The 14465-nt window shown below is 62.2% G+C and carries 14 protein-coding genes; 7 read left to right on the top strand and 7 right to left on the bottom strand.

Annotated elements, in window-relative coordinates:
- Positions 1-24: 24 nt before the first annotated feature.
- Both NFR87_RS02675 and NFR87_RS02670 read right to left on the bottom strand, forming a co-directional pair.
- Positions 25-903, bottom strand: a complete 879-nt coding sequence (locus tag NFR87_RS02675; RefSeq protein ID WP_251445959.1) for a hypothetical protein — start codon at positions 901-903, stop codon at positions 25-27.
- Between the two features lie 65 nt (positions 904-968).
- Positions 969-2228: a diaminopimelate decarboxylase gene (locus tag NFR87_RS02670; protein ID WP_251445958.1), complete on the bottom strand. Its 1260-nt coding sequence runs from the start codon at positions 2226-2228 to the stop codon at positions 969-971.
- Between the two features lie 324 nt (positions 2229-2552).
- Here NFR87_RS02670 and NFR87_RS02665 point away from each other — a divergent pair, with 324 nt between their 5' ends.
- The 3 genes from NFR87_RS02665 to clpB all read left to right on the top strand — a co-directional run bounded on the left by NFR87_RS02665 (position 2553) and on the right by clpB (position 7360).
- Positions 2553-3908 carry a uracil-xanthine permease family protein gene (locus tag NFR87_RS02665; protein WP_420910698.1) on the top strand — a complete coding sequence of 452 codons (1356 nt, stop codon included), beginning with the start codon at positions 2553-2555 and terminating at the stop codon, positions 3906-3908.
- A 322-nt stretch (positions 3909-4230) separates the two neighbouring features.
- On the top strand, positions 4231-4656 hold the full coding sequence (locus tag NFR87_RS02660) for an Hsp20/alpha crystallin family protein (RefSeq protein ID WP_251445952.1): 426 nt from the start codon (positions 4231-4233) through the stop codon (positions 4654-4656).
- A gap of 76 nt (positions 4657-4732) precedes the next feature.
- Positions 4733-7360, top strand: a complete 2628-nt coding sequence (clpB, locus tag NFR87_RS02655) for an ATP-dependent chaperone ClpB (RefSeq protein WP_251445950.1) — start codon at positions 4733-4735, stop codon at positions 7358-7360.
- Positions 7361-7418: 58 nt separating this feature from the next.
- Here clpB and NFR87_RS02650 read toward each other — a convergent pair whose 3' ends face one another.
- The 3 genes from NFR87_RS02650 to NFR87_RS02640 all read right to left on the bottom strand — a co-directional run bounded on the left by NFR87_RS02650 (position 7419) and on the right by NFR87_RS02640 (position 10914).
- A complete protein-coding gene (locus NFR87_RS02650) occupies positions 7419-8900 on the bottom strand; it encodes an S-layer homology domain-containing protein (RefSeq protein WP_251445947.1) in 1482 nt (493 codons plus the stop codon).
- 132 nt (positions 8901-9032) lie between these two features.
- Positions 9033-9851 carry a cell wall hydrolase gene (locus tag NFR87_RS02645; protein WP_251445944.1) on the bottom strand — a complete coding sequence of 273 codons (819 nt, stop codon included), beginning with the start codon at positions 9849-9851 and terminating at the stop codon, positions 9033-9035.
- A 274-nt stretch (positions 9852-10125) separates the two neighbouring features.
- Positions 10126-10914, bottom strand: coding sequence for a cell wall hydrolase (locus NFR87_RS02640; RefSeq protein ID WP_251445942.1), 789 nt, complete (start codon positions 10912-10914; stop codon positions 10126-10128).
- Positions 10915-11065: 151 nt separating this feature from the next.
- Between NFR87_RS02640 and NFR87_RS02635 the strand changes: the two genes are divergently transcribed.
- On the top strand, positions 11066-11251 hold the full coding sequence (locus NFR87_RS02635) for a hypothetical protein (RefSeq protein ID WP_251445939.1): 186 nt from the start codon (positions 11066-11068) through the stop codon (positions 11249-11251).
- 187 nt (positions 11252-11438) lie between these two features.
- Here NFR87_RS02635 and rpmB read toward each other — a convergent pair whose 3' ends face one another.
- Both rpmB and NFR87_RS02625 read right to left on the bottom strand, forming a co-directional pair.
- Positions 11439-11627: a 50S ribosomal protein L28 gene (rpmB, locus tag NFR87_RS02630; RefSeq protein WP_251445935.1), complete on the bottom strand. Its 189-nt coding sequence runs from the start codon at positions 11625-11627 to the stop codon at positions 11439-11441.
- A 101-nt stretch (positions 11628-11728) separates the two neighbouring features.
- On the bottom strand, positions 11729-12415 hold the full coding sequence (locus NFR87_RS02625) for a hypothetical protein (RefSeq protein ID WP_251445934.1): 687 nt from the start codon (positions 12413-12415) through the stop codon (positions 11729-11731).
- 120 nt (positions 12416-12535) lie between these two features.
- On the opposite strand from NFR87_RS02625, the gene NFR87_RS02620 reads away from it, so the two are divergent.
- Genes NFR87_RS02620 through hslO form a run of 3 tightly spaced genes read left to right on the top strand, consistent with a single transcriptional unit; the run spans position 12536 to position 14452 of the window.
- Positions 12536-12838: a YerC/YecD family TrpR-related protein gene (locus NFR87_RS02620; protein ID WP_251445931.1), complete on the top strand. Its 303-nt coding sequence runs from the start codon at positions 12536-12538 to the stop codon at positions 12836-12838.
- Entirely contained in the window at positions 12825-13568 is a 744-nt protein-coding gene (locus tag NFR87_RS02615; protein ID WP_251445929.1) for a class I SAM-dependent DNA methyltransferase, read from the top strand. The genes NFR87_RS02620 and NFR87_RS02615 overlap by 14 nt, the downstream gene beginning before the upstream one ends.
- Positions 13568-14452 (top strand): Hsp33 family molecular chaperone HslO, encoded by an 885-nt coding sequence (gene hslO / locus NFR87_RS02610; protein ID WP_251446149.1) that lies wholly within the window; start codon positions 13568-13570, stop codon positions 14450-14452. Before NFR87_RS02615 ends, hslO begins: the two co-directional genes overlap by 1 nt.
- Positions 14453-14465 lie beyond the last annotated feature (13 nt).

Genomic DNA, 14465 nt, shown 5'->3' with positions numbered 1-14465 from the left:
TGGAAAATTTGTGGGCGCCCGCGCTCAGGCGCCGATAAAGAAGAGGGTGTCCCCCTCCTGCTTGCAGACTGCCTCGGTCTCTTCATCCAGCGGCACCAGGGCCATGTTGCGGTAGAGCTGTCTGCCGGTGATCTGGAGGCAGGACATGGAATAGAGCAGATCCAAAAGCTCGCCCACCGGCTTTTGAGGGGCGAAGAAGCCCAGCTCGGGCAGGCCGAAGTCCTTGAGCCCGGTGGTCTGAATGGTGTCCTTTCCCTCCTGGGCCGTGCCGTAGATCCACACCCAAAGGGGCACGGGGAAAAACCCTTCGGTGTTGTCCCAGCCCTTGCCCTCCATCAGTTCCCGCTGCTGGAGGTAATGCCGTTTGCTCACCAGCAGGCCGCCCTGGTTGATGGGGTGGACGCCCACGGCGCCCTCCAGCCCCAGCAGGGCGGCACAGAGGAGGGAGAAGGCCCAGCAGGCCCGGCGTTTTTCCGCCAGGGTCTTGCCGGCTCCCTTTTGGGCCAGCATCCAGAAGGACTTGTTGCCGGCGAAGGCCGACTTCTCCTCGTCGGAGAGGAGAAAGCTGTATTTTGCCGCCGTGGCCACATCCAGCGTGTCGGCGGGCACAGGCATGGGCAGGTAGGAGACCCAGAACTCCAGGCCGTCCACGGTGGCGATGAAGGCGGGCACCCGGGGGTGGCTTTCGTCGATATCGCTGACGGCGCCGGGGCCGAAGGCGCCGCGGAGGGCCTCCACGGCGGGGGTGACGCCGGGCAGCAGCCGATCCATAAGCAGGAGGGCCATGGTGTCCTCCTGAGGCGGCTGGGGCCACTGGGGGAGACCGGCTTCCGGGGGCTTGGCCTCACTGTTTTGCGGGGCGGCGTTGGGGGCTTTTTTCTTGAAGCGGTCAAACAGGCCCATGGGTATGTACTCCTTTCCAACGTGAGGGGCAGTATGTAGGGGCGGATACGCTCCGCCCGGCTTGCTCACTCAAACAGCATGGTGGCGAAATAGTCCTCCGGGGTCTCGGCCCGGCGGATGAGCTTGACCGTGCCGTCCTCCTGCAGAAGGAGTTCGGCGGAGCGCAGCTTGCCGTTGTAGTTGTAGCCCATGGAGAAGCCGTGGGCTCCGGTGTCGTGGATGATGAGCAGGTCGCCCAGCGCCACCTCGGGCAGGGCGCGGTCAATGGCGAACTTATCGCTGTTTTCGCACAGGGAGCCCACCACGTCGTAGACATGGTCGCAGGGGGCGGCCTCCTTGCCGGCGACGGTGATGTGGTGGTAGGCGCCGTAAATGGCGGGGCGCATCAGGTTGGCGGCACAGGCGTCTACGCCCACATACTCCTTGTAAATGTGCTTGAAGTGGACGGCCTTGGTCACGAGACAACCGTTGGGGCCCAGCATATAGCGGCCCAGCTCGGTATAGATGGACACATCTCCCATGCCCGCGGGCACCAGGATCTTCTCGAACTGCTTGCGCACCCCTTCGCCGATGACCGCGATATCGTTCTCGCTCTGCTCAGGCCGGTAGGGGATCCCCACGCCGCCGGAGAGGTTGATGAAGCACACATCGCAGCCGGTCTCCTTCTCCAGGTCGGCGGCCAGCTGGAAGAGGATGCCCGCCAGGGCGGGATAATAGTCGTTGGAGATGGTGTTGGAGGCCAGGAAGGCGTGGATGCCGAACCGCTTGGCGCCCATGGACTTCAGCTTGCGGAAGCCCTCGAAGAGCTGCTCTCGGGTAAAGCCGTATTTACTGTCCCCCGGGGTATCCATGACCTGGAAGCCCTCCTTGCTCTCTCCCAGCTGGAACACGCCGCCGGGATTAAAGCGGCAGGAGATGGTCTCCGGGATATGTCCCAGGGTGTCCTTCAGAAAGTCGATGTGGGTGAAGTCGTCCAGATTGATGGTGGCCCCCAGCTTGGCGGCCAGGGCAAACTCCTCCGCCGGGGTCTCGTTGGAGGAGAACATGATCTCGCTGCCGGTAAAGCCGCACCTGTCCGCGAGCATCAGTTCAGTGAGGGAGGAACAGTCGGTGCCGCAGCCCTCCTCCTGCAAGACCTTGAGAATGGCGGGGGTGGGGGTGGCCTTTACGGCGAAATACTCCTTGAAGCCGGGGTTCCAGGCGAAGGCGGCCTTCAGCCGCCGGGCGGTCTGGCGGATGCCCGCCTCATCATAGAGGTGGAAGGGGGTGGGGTATTGGGCCGTGATGGCCTGGAGCTGGGGAAGGGTCACAAAGGGCTTTTTCATGGGGGAAGCCTCATTTCTCTGTGGTTTCTGGTGGAAATATGATAGCACTTGTCGGGGCCGGCTGTCAATGCCGCCTCCGGAAAAGAAAAAAGTCGAAGAGGGAAAAATTCCCTCTTGACAGCGGAGGGAAGCTTTGGTAGAATACTGCCCAATGAGAAAAGGGAGGGATCGGCGATGACCAAGTTGACGCGTGGACGTTTTCGCTTTGGACAGGGGCCTTTTCTTTCCTTTTTCAATGGGCAGTTTGTTGAGAGACAATCACTTTTGTGATTGTCTCTTTTTTTGCCCATTTCTATGTAAGGATCGGAAGAAAAGAAAGGAGAAATGAGAAGTATGGATCAAAATGCGATTCGCGACGCACGGGCACTGGGGGTACCCAAAATGCTTCTGCTGGGTCTCCAGCACATGTTCGCCATGTTTGGAGCCACCATTCTGGTGCCGATTATTGTCAGCAGCCAGTACGGCCTTCCCCTGAGCATCCAGACCACGCTGTTCTTTGCCGGAGTGGGCACCCTGTTTTTCCACCTCTGCTCCAAGCTGAAGGTACCCGCCTTCCTGGGCTCCTCCTTTGCCTTCCTGGGCGGCTTTGAGACCATCTCCAAGCTGCCCGCCTACGAGGGCCTGGCCGCCGCCGAAAAGCTCCAGTACGCCTGCGGCGGCATCGTCATCGCGGGACTTCTCTATCTGGTGCTGGCCCTTTTGGTGAAAGTGGTGGGCGTCCATAAGGTCATGCGCTATCTGCCCCCGGTGGTCACCGGGCCCATTATCGTCTGCATCGGCCTGAACCTGGCTCCCTCCGCCGTATCCAACGCCTCCACCAACTGGCTGCTTGCCCTCATCGCCCTGGGCGTCATCATTGTGTTCAACATCTGGGGCAAGGGGATGCTGAAGATCATCCCCATCCTGCTGGGCGTGATCATCTCCTACGCCGCCGCGCTCATTATGAACGCCATGGGCATGACCAACGTCGACGGCTCGGCCATCCTGAACACGGCCGCCATCGCCCAGGCGGGCTGGCTGGGCCTGCCCCCTTTCCAGCTGGCCAAGTTTGACCTGTCCGCCATTCTGGTCATGGCGCCTATCGCCATCGCCGCCATGATGGAACACATCGGCGACATGTCCGCCATCTCCGCCACGGTGGGGGAGAAGTTCATTGAGGATCCCGGCCTTCACCGCACCCTTGTGGGCGACGGCCTGGCCACGGCCCTGTCCGGACTGTTTGGCGGCCCGGCCAACACCACCTACGGCGAGAATACCGGCGTGCTGGTGCTCTCCCGGGTCTACGATCCCCGGGTCATCCGCCTGGCGGCCCTCTACGCGGTGGTGCTGGGCTTCATCCCCAAGATGGCGGAGGTCATCGGCACCATGCCCTCCGCTATCGTGGGCGGCGTCAGCTTCATGCTCTACGGTATGATCTCCGCCATCGGCGTGCGGAATATCGTGGAGAACAAGGTGGACTTCACCAACTCCAGGAACCTGATCATCGCCGCGGTGATCCTGGTGTGCGGCCTGGGCTTCTCCGGGGGACTGACCTTCCAGGTGGGCGGCGCCTCTCTGACCCTCACCGGCCTGGCCATTGCCGCCCTGGCCGGCATCCTCCTCAACGCCGTCCTGCCCGGCAACGACTATGAGTTCGGCAAGGACGACGGTCACAACTCCGGCAGCCTGGGGAAGTACTGAGAAGCGCGGAGCGTGACAAGACTATCTACATATATTAGTAGACGGATCCCGGGCCGCTCTGCGGCCCGGGATCCTCTTTTAAACGAAATTAGCACTTAAAGTCGTTGAGTGCTAACGTTTACAATTTAGACATAATTTGTGCTATATTTGTTCACAAGCATTGATTATACTTGGTTTCAGAAAACAGGAGCAGGCCGGGGAGGAAAAAAGACCTCCTGCCGCCGGAAAGGATGAGGCCCATGGAGCCCGAGAAAAGTTAGCAAAGAAAAGATTTGAGTGCTAAAATCAGACCGTACCATCACATAAAAAAGGAGTTTTTACTATGTTTGGAATGATCCCCTTTGACCGCAGCGACAACAATTTCTTCGACACCTTCGACAACTTCACCCGGGACTTCTTCCGCAAGAGCAATGCCGAGCTGCCCGCCTTCCGCACCGACATCCGGGACACTGGGGACAGCTACCTGCTGGAGGCCGAGCTGCCCGGCTTTAAGAAAGAGGACATCTCCCTGGATCTGAAGGACGGCATTCTCACCATCACCGCCGTCCACCAGGAAAGCGCCGAGAGCAAGGACGAGGGCGGCTATATCCGCCGGGAGCGCCGCCTGGGCTCCTTCCAGCGCAGCTTCGATGTGACGGGCATTGAGGAGGGCGCCATCACCGCCGCCTATGAAAACGGCGTGTTATGCCTGACCCTGCCCAAGGTGAAGCCCACCGAGCCGGAGACCAAGAAGATCTTCATTCAGTAAAACAGACCAAAAGGGGGGCCGGGCGGTCTTTTGACCGGCCGGCCCCCTTTGCTTTGAGAGGAAGTGGATCGGAATTATGAACGCGCAGAATTATACACAGAAGTCTCTGGAGGCCGTTCAGAGAGCCCAGGGGCTTGCCGCGCAGCTTGGAAGCCAGCAGATCGAGCAGTGTCACCTTCTCCTGGCCCTGCTGACGGCGGAGAATGGACTGGTGCCCCAGCTGCTGGGGAATATGGGCCTCACCGTGCCCTCCCTCACCGCCGCCGTGGAGGCCCAGGCGGAGCGCCTGCCCAAGGTCTCCGGCCCGGGGCGGGAGATGGGGAAGGTATACGTCTCTCCGGGGGTGGAGAGGACGCTCCAAAGCGCCGAGGAGACGGCGGGCCAGATGAAGGACGCCTATGTCTCGGTGGAGCATCTGCTCCTGGCTCTGGTGAAGACCGCCGAGCGGGCCCTGGCTGAGCTGTTCCAGACCTACCAGGTCACCCAGGAGGGCATCCTCCAGGCCCTGTCTGCCGTCCGGGGCAGCCAGCAGGTGACCTCCGACAACCCGGAGGAGACCTATGACGCCCTGAAGAAGTACGGCGCCGACCTGGTGGAGCGGGCCCGGCAGAACAAGCTGGATCCGGTGATCGGCCGGGACGAGGAGATCCGAAACGTCATCCGTATCCTCTCCCGGAAAAGTAAGAACAATCCCGTCCTTATCGGCGAGCCGGGGGTGGGCAAGACCGCCATCGCCGAGGGACTGGCCCAGCGCATCGTGAAGGGGGACGTGCCCGCCTCCCTGAAGGACAAGACCATCTTCAGTCTGGACATGGGCTCCCTTATCGCCGGAGCCAAGTACCGGGGGGAGTTCGAGGAGCGGCTGAAGGCCGTGCTGGGCGAGGTCAAAAAGTCCGAGGGCCGCATCCTCCTCTTCATCGACGAGCTCCACACCATCGTGGGGGCGGGGAAGACCGAGGGAAGCATGGACGCGGGCAATTTGCTCAAGCCCATGCTGGCCCGGGGAGAGCTCCACTGCATCGGCGCCACCACCCTCAATGAGTACCGCCAGTATATCGAGAAGGACGCCGCCCTGGAGCGGCGGTTCCAGCCGGTGCTGGTGAAGGAGCCCACCGTGGAGGACACGGTGGCCATCCTCCGGGGGCTGAAGGAGCGCTATCAGGTGTTCCACGGGGTGAAGATCACCGACCCGGCCATCATCGCCGCCGCCACCCTCTCTGACCGGTACATCACCGACCGGTTCCTCCCCGACAAGGCCATCGACCTCATCGACGAGGCCTGCGCCACGGTGCGCACCGAGATCGACTCCATGCCCACCGAGCTGGACGTGCTTCAGGGGAAGATGACCCAGCTGGAGATCGAGGAGCACGCCCTGAGCAAGGAGACCGACAAGCTCTCCCAGGAGCATCTCTCGGACATCAGCAGGGAGCTGTCCGACCTGCGGGAGGAGTTCAAGGCCAAGAAGGCCCGCTGGGAGAATGAGAAGAGCGCCATCGGCAAGGTGCGCGGACTGCGCCGGGAGCTGGAGGCGGCCAGCGCCCAGCTCCAGCAGGCCCAGCGGCAGTACGACCTGAACAAGGCCGCCGAGCTCCAATACGGCCGGATCCCGGAGCTGCGCAAACGGCTGGAGGCCGAGGAGGCCGCCGCCCAGCAGAGCGAGGAGCAGAGCCTTCTGCGGGACAAGGTCACCGAGGAAGAGGTGGCCAAGATCGTGGAGCGCTGGACGGGGATCCCTGTCGCCCGGCTTATGGAGGGGGAGCGGGAGAAGCTGCTCCACCTGGAGGACATCCTCCATGAGCGTGTGGTGGGCCAGGATGAGGCGGTGCGCCTGGTCAGCGAGGCCATCCTGAGAAGCCGGGCCGGCGTGGCCGACCCGGACAAGCCCATCGGCTCCTTCCTCTTCCTGGGCCCCACCGGCGTGGGTAAGACGGAGCTGGCCAAGACCCTGGCGGCGGCCCTCTTCGACAGCGAGAAGAACCTGGTGCGCATCGATATGAGCGAGTATATGGAAAAGTTCTCTGTCTCCCGGCTCATCGGCGCCCCGCCGGGCTATGTGGGCTATGAGGAGGGGGGACAGCTCACCGAGGCGGTGCGCCGCGCGCCCTACTCCGTGATCCTCTTTGACGAGGTGGAGAAGGCCCACCCGGACGTGTTCAATGTGCTGCTGCAGGTACTGGACGACGGGCGCATCACCGACGGCCAGGGGCGGACGGTGGACTTCAAGAACACAGTCATCATCCTCACCTCCAACCTGGGCTCCCAATATCTGCTGGATGGCATCGACGAAAACGGGGAGATCACCCCGGAGGCCCGGGCGCAGGTCAACGGCCTTTTGAAGCAGTCCTTCCGTCCGGAGTTCCTCAACCGGCTGGACGAGATCGTCTTCTACAAGCCCCTGACCCGGGAAAACGTGGGACACATTGTAGATTTGATGGTGGAGAGCCTCAACGCCCGCCTGGCCGCCAGACAGCTGCGCTGCCGGCTGACCCCGGCGGCCAGGGAGTTCGTGATCGCCAACGCCTACGATCCCCTCTATGGGGCCCGGCCCCTGCGGCGGTATCTCCAGCACACGGCGGAGACCCTCATCAGCCGGGCCGTCCTGTCCGGCACGGCGGCGCCGGGGGAGCTGCTTACAGTGGACGAGAAGGACGGCCAGCTGGTGGTGGAGAGCGGGGAAGTCCTTCAGGGCGAAGTGATAGAGTGAGAAGATAAAAAAAGGGACTGGCACCGTTTGGATGCCAGTCCCTCTTTTGTTTTACCTGTCAGCCGCCCATATAGGATAAGTGCATATAGTCGTGATAGCCGGTGGTGGGGTCGTCGTCCCAGGCCCAGGCGTCGCCGCCCCAAGACCAGCCGTGCTCGGCAAAAATGCGCACCACCGACCCGTCGGCGGGCATGGAATAGGGATCCTCGCCGGGCTTCCAATAGCTGCCCACCAGGGCTTTGCCGTCCCGCACCTGATAATTCTCAACGGCGTTGATGTCGATGGCGGTGCCGCAGTTGTGCTCGCCGGTGGCGCTGTCGCCCCGCCAGCTGTAGCCGCCGATATCGTGGATGGGGAACTGCTCGGGGTCGTTATAGATCTCGGTAAAGATGGCCACCACATCCTCGGCGATGGCGGCGTTGATGACCAGATCGGTGGTAGCGGGCACCTTGCTGCCGCTGCGATCCAGGTGCCAGACGGGGATGGTGACGGTGGTCTGGTGGGCGTAAGCCTCCGTCTGGTCGGCGTAGCGGCGCTTTTCTCCGTCGCCGAAGAGGAGGGTGCGCTTCTGCTCGTTCTCCCCCTGGAACCAGAGCCAGAAGGGTTGGTCGTAGTAATCGTCCCAGCTGGCCTCCCCCCGCTCCACCGCCTCCTCAAAGTCGGCCTGGGCGTTCTCCGCCTTGGTGTAGGGGCGGTAGACCAGGGTGTACTCGTCCTTGCGGCGGGTCACCTGCTCATAGTCGGAGAGGCACTGGAAGCGGGGCGGTATTTCATCATCGTCCACCAGGTACCAGACGGACTGGCCCACTGTGGCCTCCGCCGTCCGATCCTCGACCAGGGGGTTGCCCTGCTGATCGGTGATGTGGAGGGTCACCGTCTTTTCCTCGCCGTAGTAGGTCTGCTCTACTGCGTCCACCACCCGCATCAGAAGTACACTGCCGTCGGCGCGCTTGATGGTCTCTCCACCGCCGAAGGTGCCGTCGTCCCGGCCGTTGACGATGTAGGCGTCATAGAGCCGATCCAGAGCCTCCTGGTAGGGCCCGCCCAGGGCAGCGTAGTCGGAGAAGACATCCCCGGCGGTTGCAGGCTCTCCCCACCACCAGCCGCTCGTAGAGCGGCCCCGGACGTCCTCGGGCAGCATCCGATCCAGCAGCACGGCGGCGTCCGCCCGGAGGATGGGCTCCGAGAGGGTGAGAGGGGTCACAGGGAGAAAGTCTCCCTCCGTAAGGAGACCTTCGCCCAGCGCGGCCCAGTAGCCCGCCTGATCCCAGTTGGTGCCGGAGTCGGTGAGAGCGGAGTAGGTATCGGGATAGAAGGCCCGATCCAGCATCACCAGGTACTGGCCCCAGGTGAGGGTATCGTCAGGGTGGATGGAGCCGTCATCGTAGCCGTTGAGGATCCCCAGTCCCACGGCCTGGGACATATCGTCATAGGCCCAGTGGGAGGCGGGCAGGTCAGAGAACCGGGCGGCCATTGCTCCCTGGGGCAGAAGGAGAAGGGCGGCAAGGGCCAGAGCGGGCAGACGGAAGGGATGTTTCATAGATCGCCTCCAAAGATTCGGCATATTTCTGCATAAAAGTATAGCCTGCCTCAAAGGGCAAGTCAAGGCGTAAAGCATGAAAAAACCGCCCCTCCCGAAGGAGGGGCGGCAGCAATTTTTGGAGCAAAGGGCTCAGGCGTAGAAGGCATGGGCGCCAATGGTGGCCACATAGGGCCGGTTCCGGCTGGCCCAGCTGTTGGGAGAATACCGGGGGTTGATAAAGTAGAGGGCGTTGCCCGCGGTGTTGGCCCCGTCCAGACAGAGCTTGGCCGCCACCAGACACTCCTCAGTGGGCGTGGCATAGATGGTGCCGTTGGAGACGGGGGTGAACTGGCCCCGCTGGAAGATGACCTCGTAGACCGTGTTGGGGAACTTGGCGCTGTGGACGCGGTTGAGCACCACGTTACCCACGGCGATCTTTCCCTCCAGGGACTGGTTGCCGCTCTCGGCGTAAATGATGTGGCTGAGCCAGTAGAGCACATCCTCCTGGTAGGCCACGCCGCCGGAGGTGATGGGGCCCATGCCGGCGGTGAAGACTACGTCGCAGCCCACGGGATCCCAGGAGACGTTGGCCCCCAGAGCGGCGGCCAGCACCCGGCTGGGCACCTGGATGGTGTCGCCCAGGGTCTTGGTGCCCTGGGGCATATACAGGTAGCGGCCATTGGCCACCAGATAGGGCCTTCCGGGTTGGATGGTGAGAGTCAGGCCGGCGGCGGTGACCACCGCCTGGCCGTCCTGCCATACCGCTTGGGCGTCGGGGTAGAGAGCGCGAACCACGGGCCAATAGGACACAAAGGTAGTTTGCCCTTCGACCTGGACAGGGACGTCCAGGTCAATGACGGCGTTGTTGACGATGACGTCGATGCCGTCGCTCTCAACAGCGATCACATTGCCGCCCAGCCCAAAGGTCAGGCACAGACACATCGCCAGAGTGAGAAGACGTTTCAACATGAAATAATTCCTCCTGAAATGGTTACAATTTGGCAGAGGGAACTGCGCAAAAATTGTAACCGCATTGTAACCGCTTTGAAACCAAAAGTCAAGAAAAATTTTTTGAAACAGGTAATTTTACATGAAAATTGTCGATTTTGACGGCAAAAAATTATTGAAAAAAGTTACAAACGGAAACGGCCCTATCCCTTGGGGGACTAAGGATAGGGCGTGGGGAACGGACTGCGTGAAATAAAAAAGCCGCCCGTGAGGGCGGCTTTCGGTTTGGCGAATATTAAAGGTAGAACCAGTGGGCGCCGATGGTGGTGACATAGGGGCGGTTTTCCATTGTCCAGTGGTTGTCGGTCAACTCCGGGGCCAGGAAGTAGAGGCTGTCTCCCACCGTATTTTCTCCCGCCAGGCAGGCGATGGCGGCCTGGATGCTCTCTTGGGTGGGCGTGTCGTAGACGGTGCCGTTGCGCACCGGCTCAAACTGTCCGCCCCAGCGGTCATCAAAGATAACGCCGTAGATGGTGTTGGGGAAGTCGGGGCTCGCTACCCGGTTGAGTACCACGTTGCCCACGGCGATCTTGCCCTCCCAGCACTCGCCCTGGCTTTCGGCGGAGATGATGCGGGAGAGCCAGTAGACCTGGTCGTCGTAATCGTCGCGCTCCGCCTCCGCGCCGGTGGTGAGCTCCACCGTGCCCGTGGCGCCGTTCCAGGTCACCTCCATCCCCAAAAGGGAGGCGAGGGGCCGGATGGGAACTAAAGTGCGCCCGCTGTCCAGCAGGATGGGAGAGGAGAGGGGGAGGCTGTCGCCGTTGCAGATAAGAGCGGTCTGCCCCGGCTGGGCGGCGAGGGTGAGGGAGGGGGTATAGACGTTGGCCTGGCCCGCGCCCCAGAAGACGGAGGCGTCGGGACAGACGGCCTCCACCACCGCACGGAGGGAGACGTAGGTGGAGCCGCTGTAGACGGGGGCGTGGCCCACGTCCAGCGGCGCGCCGTCCAGGGTGAGGCTGGCGGCATGGGCGGAAGAAGTCAGGAGAAGCAGACTCAGAAGCAGAGCAGAGAGCTGGCGTTTCATGGGAGAACCTCCTTGAAAATGGTCAAAATGGTTTGTAACCAAATTGTAACTTATAGAAAACCCTGTTTCAAGGGACAATGTTTTCCATGGAAGGAAGTTCCACCTATGGGATCGCCGCCGCCGGGGCAAACTCTCTTCTGGGGGTGAAGGTATGGAGACCGGCGTGAGCGTAAAGAAAAAGAGGACAGCGCGACCTGCCGACAGTCTTCGTCTGGATCCGGAGAACCGGTTGTGTTCCCAATGGGACGCCACCAGCATCCGCAAGTTCCAGCTGGCAAGCTGGGAACGGATGGGTTTTCAAGTCCTGGACGACTTCTGTCAGGAGCATATCATGTGAGTGATATCCAGCGCCCCTGCCGCCCGCAATGGGCGGCTACGTACAAAAAAGCCGCTGTCATTGACAGCGGCTTTTTTTGCCATGTGGGCCGTCCCGGCCCACGGCCATATTCAAGTGTACTTTTTTACCGTGAAACGGTAAAAAAGCCGCTGTCAATGACAGCGGCTTTTTGTCTGTGAATGGGGGATTACACGGCGCGGGTGACCTTACCCGAACGGAGGCATCTGGTGCAGACGTACACATGCTTGGGAGTGCCGTCGACGATTGCCTTGACCCGCTTCACATTGGGCTTCCAGGGCCGGTTGGAGCGGCGGTGAGAGTGGGAGACCTGGTTGCCGAACACAACGCCCTTGTTGCAGAATTCACATTTGGCCATTCGCTTTTACCTCCTCGCTGGTCAGGATTCGCTTGAAAAGCATCGGCTTCTATATTAGCAGAATCAAGGAAAAAAAGCAAGGGTTTTTTTCGAAAAGTGGCTTAAAGTGTACCGGGAGCCTCCGTGGCCTCCTCCGGGGGGCTGACGGGCGGGCACAGGGCAGCCAGAGAAAAGGTGGGAAAGCCCTCCAGAGACGGGGCGATGGTCTCCTGGGGATAGAAGACCGTGGGGCCCTGCTCAGTCAGGTAGGCGCGCCGGGGAGAGAAGTGGGTGGACACCAGCCGGGGCCAGTCCTCGTAGTAGATGGATTCCCCCGCCTGTACCCGCTGTCCCACCTGGGCGCGGATGGCCTCCATCACCGGCCCCCGCCACCAGCGGCGGCGGGGGAGCAGCTCCCGCAGGGTCACGGGCACGCCGGCGGGGAGCGACCAGATGTCTCCCAGCCGTATCCGGCGGGGCCGTGAGGCTGTCTCCTCCACAACGTCGATGTATAGGCTGAAAAGCCCATCGGAGAAGTGGGTGACAGTGAAGTCCAGCTGTGCGGACCAGGGGGGCGACTCCGGCCCGGCGGCGGCTTTGGCCTGCTCCAGCAGGGGCCCCTCCCACCGGCGGCGCCAGCGGTCGAAGAGGGCGTCGTAGTAGCGGTTCACCCGGCGTATTCCGGGAGAGGTCTCCTCCAGCCGGGGCCAGCGGGCAGCCGCCGTCAGCAGAACGGCCTCACCCTGACGGAAGACCTGCCGGTATGTCCCGGCCTCGGCCAGGGCGGGCGGGGTGGTCGTTGTTTTCATCACAGCTCCCCCTTTCTCATTATTTCAGTCTATGCGGGAGAAAAATTTCCGTTCAAGACTTTACTTTCATGCTTCACTTTGATAAAATGGAGATGAAATACGAAAGAGGAGGCTGTCCAAATGATCAAAGGCGGGAAGCGGAGAGAGAGCGATATCTTATACGAGGCGATCCTCTCCCTGAAGGACATGGAGGAGTGCAAGAAATTCTTCCAGGATCTGTGCACCGTGTCGGAGCTGCGCTCTATGGAGCAGCGCTTTGAGGTGGCCATTCTTTTGAGCGAGGGCATGATCTACAACGATATTCTGGAGCGCACCGGGGCCTCCAGCGCCACCATCAGCCGGGTGAACCGCTCCCTCCACTATGGGGCGGACGGCTACCAGGAGGTGCTTCCCCGGATCAAGGAGAAGTATGGCAAGCTATGAGTTCCTGGCCGGAAGCTATGACGCGCTGACCACGGATGTGGATTACTCCCGCTGGGCGGATTACGCCCAGCGGCATTTTGGCCGCTTGGGCAGGGAAGTGCATACGGTGCTGGACTTGGCCTGCGGGACTGGAAGTCTGACTTGGGAGCTTGCCCGCCGGGGCTATGAGGTGGCAGGGGTGGATCTGTCCCCCGATATGCTGGCGGTGGCGGAGGAAAAATGCCGGGGCCTGGAACAGAGGCCCCGGTTCTTCTGCGAAGCCATGGAGGCCCTTCGCCTCCCCGGGCGGGTGGACGCCTGCGTCTGTTTTCTGGACAGCGTCAACTATGTCCTCCAGCCGGCCAAGCTCCGCCGGGCCTTTCGACGGGTATGGGAGCACTTGGAGCCCGGCGGAGTCTTTCTCTTCGACGCTGACACCCCGGAGAAGCTGGAGAGCATGGACGGACAGGTCTTTCTGGACGAGACGGAGGAGGAGTTCTGCGTCTGGCGGGGAGAGTACAGCCCCAAGCGGCGTATCTGTACCTTCTGGATGGATATTTTTCGCCGGGAGGGCGGAATGTGGCGGCGGGGCGAGGAGCTCCACCGGGAGTATGCCTATACCATGGACGAGCTGGAGCTCTGTCTGCGGCAGGCGGGCTTTGCCAGGATCAAACGGTATGGGGAGTTGCGCATGAGCGCGCCCAAGGAGGGGGAACAGCGGGTCTTTTTCTCCGCTGTCAAAGGAGAGTAATTATGGACGAGATCATTCGCGTCATTGCCAAAAACGCCCCGGCGAAGGCCATGGCCATCACTGGAAGGGCGCTCACCGAGCGGGCCCGGCAGATCCATAAGACCTTGCCCGTGGCCACCGCCGCCCTGGGCCGCTGTCTGATGGCCTGCTCTATGATGGGTGACCAGCTCAAGGGGGCTGGTTCCTCCGTGACTATGCGCTTCAAGGGGGATGGGCCCTTGGGAAGTCTTACCGCCGTCGCGGACGACGAGGGCAACGTCCGGGGCTATGTGCAGAACCCGGCGGTGCTTCTGCCGCTGAAGGAAAACGGGAAGCTGGATGTGGGCGGCGCGGTGGGCCGCGGCACCCTCACCGTGATCAAAGATCTGGACATGAAGGAGCCCTATGTGGGCATGGTGCCCCTGGTCTCCGGGGAGATCGCGGAGGACGTGACGGAATACTTTGCCGTCAGCGAGCAGATCCCCACCGCCTGCGCCCTGGGGGTGCTGGTGGACACCGACCAGTCGGTGCTCCGGGCGGGGGGCTACCTCATTCAGCTCCTCCCCGGGGCCGATGACGCCGTCATCGACCGGGTGGAGGCGGGGGTGCAGGCCCTGGGGCCGGTGACCGCTGCGCTGCTGGAGGAGGGCATGGACGCCGAGGGGCTTCTGCGCCGGGCACTGGCGGGGTTTGACCTGGAGATCCTGGAGCGCAGGCCGGTGGAGTACCGGTGCTATTGCAGCCGGGAGCGGGTGGCGCGGGCCCTCGTCAGCATGGGCCCCGGCGAGCTGAAGAGCCTCATCGAGGAGCAGGGCGGGGCGGAGCTGACGTGTCAGTTCTGCGATGCGGTGTACCAATTCAGCAGGGAGGAGCTGACGGCCCTGCTGGAGCGGGCCGGCCGCTGAGCGCCGGCAGGCG

The sequence above is a fragment of the Vermiculatibacterium agrestimuris genome (genome assembly GCF_943193085.1).
Taxonomy (GTDB): domain Bacteria; phylum Bacillota; class Clostridia; order Oscillospirales; family Oscillospiraceae; genus Vermiculatibacterium; species Vermiculatibacterium agrestimuris.
This window is presented reverse-complemented; position numbering and strand designations above follow the sequence as displayed.

What these genes read in the sequence shown, in the direction of transcription:
- NFR87_RS02620 (WP_251445931.1), top strand. Translation starts at nt 12,536, where the DNA reads ATGATCAAAGGCGGGAAGCGGAGAGAGAGCGATATCTTATACGAGGCG.
- rpmB (WP_251445935.1), bottom strand. Translation starts at nt 11,627, where the DNA reads ATGGCCAAATGTGAATTCTGCAACAAGGGCGTTGTGTTCGGCAACCAG.
- NFR87_RS02670 (WP_251445958.1), bottom strand. Translation starts at nt 2,228, where the DNA reads ATGAAAAAGCCCTTTGTGACCCTTCCCCAGCTCCAGGCCATCACGGCC.
- NFR87_RS02635 (WP_251445939.1), top strand. Translation starts at nt 11,066, where the DNA reads ATGGAGACCGGCGTGAGCGTAAAGAAAAAGAGGACAGCGCGACCTGCC.
- NFR87_RS02665 (WP_420910698.1), top strand. Translation starts at nt 2,553, where the DNA reads ATGAGAAGTATGGATCAAAATGCGATTCGCGACGCACGGGCACTGGGG.
- NFR87_RS02615 (WP_251445929.1), top strand. Translation starts at nt 12,825, where the DNA reads ATGGCAAGCTATGAGTTCCTGGCCGGAAGCTATGACGCGCTGACCACG.
- NFR87_RS02660 (WP_251445952.1), top strand. Translation starts at nt 4,231, where the DNA reads ATGTTTGGAATGATCCCCTTTGACCGCAGCGACAACAATTTCTTCGAC.
- NFR87_RS02650 (WP_251445947.1), bottom strand. Translation starts at nt 8,900, where the DNA reads ATGAAACATCCCTTCCGTCTGCCCGCTCTGGCCCTTGCCGCCCTTCTC.
- clpB (WP_251445950.1), top strand. Translation starts at nt 4,733, where the DNA reads ATGAACGCGCAGAATTATACACAGAAGTCTCTGGAGGCCGTTCAGAGA.
- NFR87_RS02675 (WP_251445959.1), bottom strand. Translation starts at nt 903, where the DNA reads ATGGGCCTGTTTGACCGCTTCAAGAAAAAAGCCCCCAACGCCGCCCCG.
- NFR87_RS02625 (WP_251445934.1), bottom strand. Translation starts at nt 12,415, where the DNA reads ATGAAAACAACGACCACCCCGCCCGCCCTGGCCGAGGCCGGGACATAC.
- NFR87_RS02640 (WP_251445942.1), bottom strand. Translation starts at nt 10,914, where the DNA reads ATGAAACGCCAGCTCTCTGCTCTGCTTCTGAGTCTGCTTCTCCTGACT.
- NFR87_RS02645 (WP_251445944.1), bottom strand. Translation starts at nt 9,851, where the DNA reads ATGTTGAAACGTCTTCTCACTCTGGCGATGTGTCTGTGCCTGACCTTT.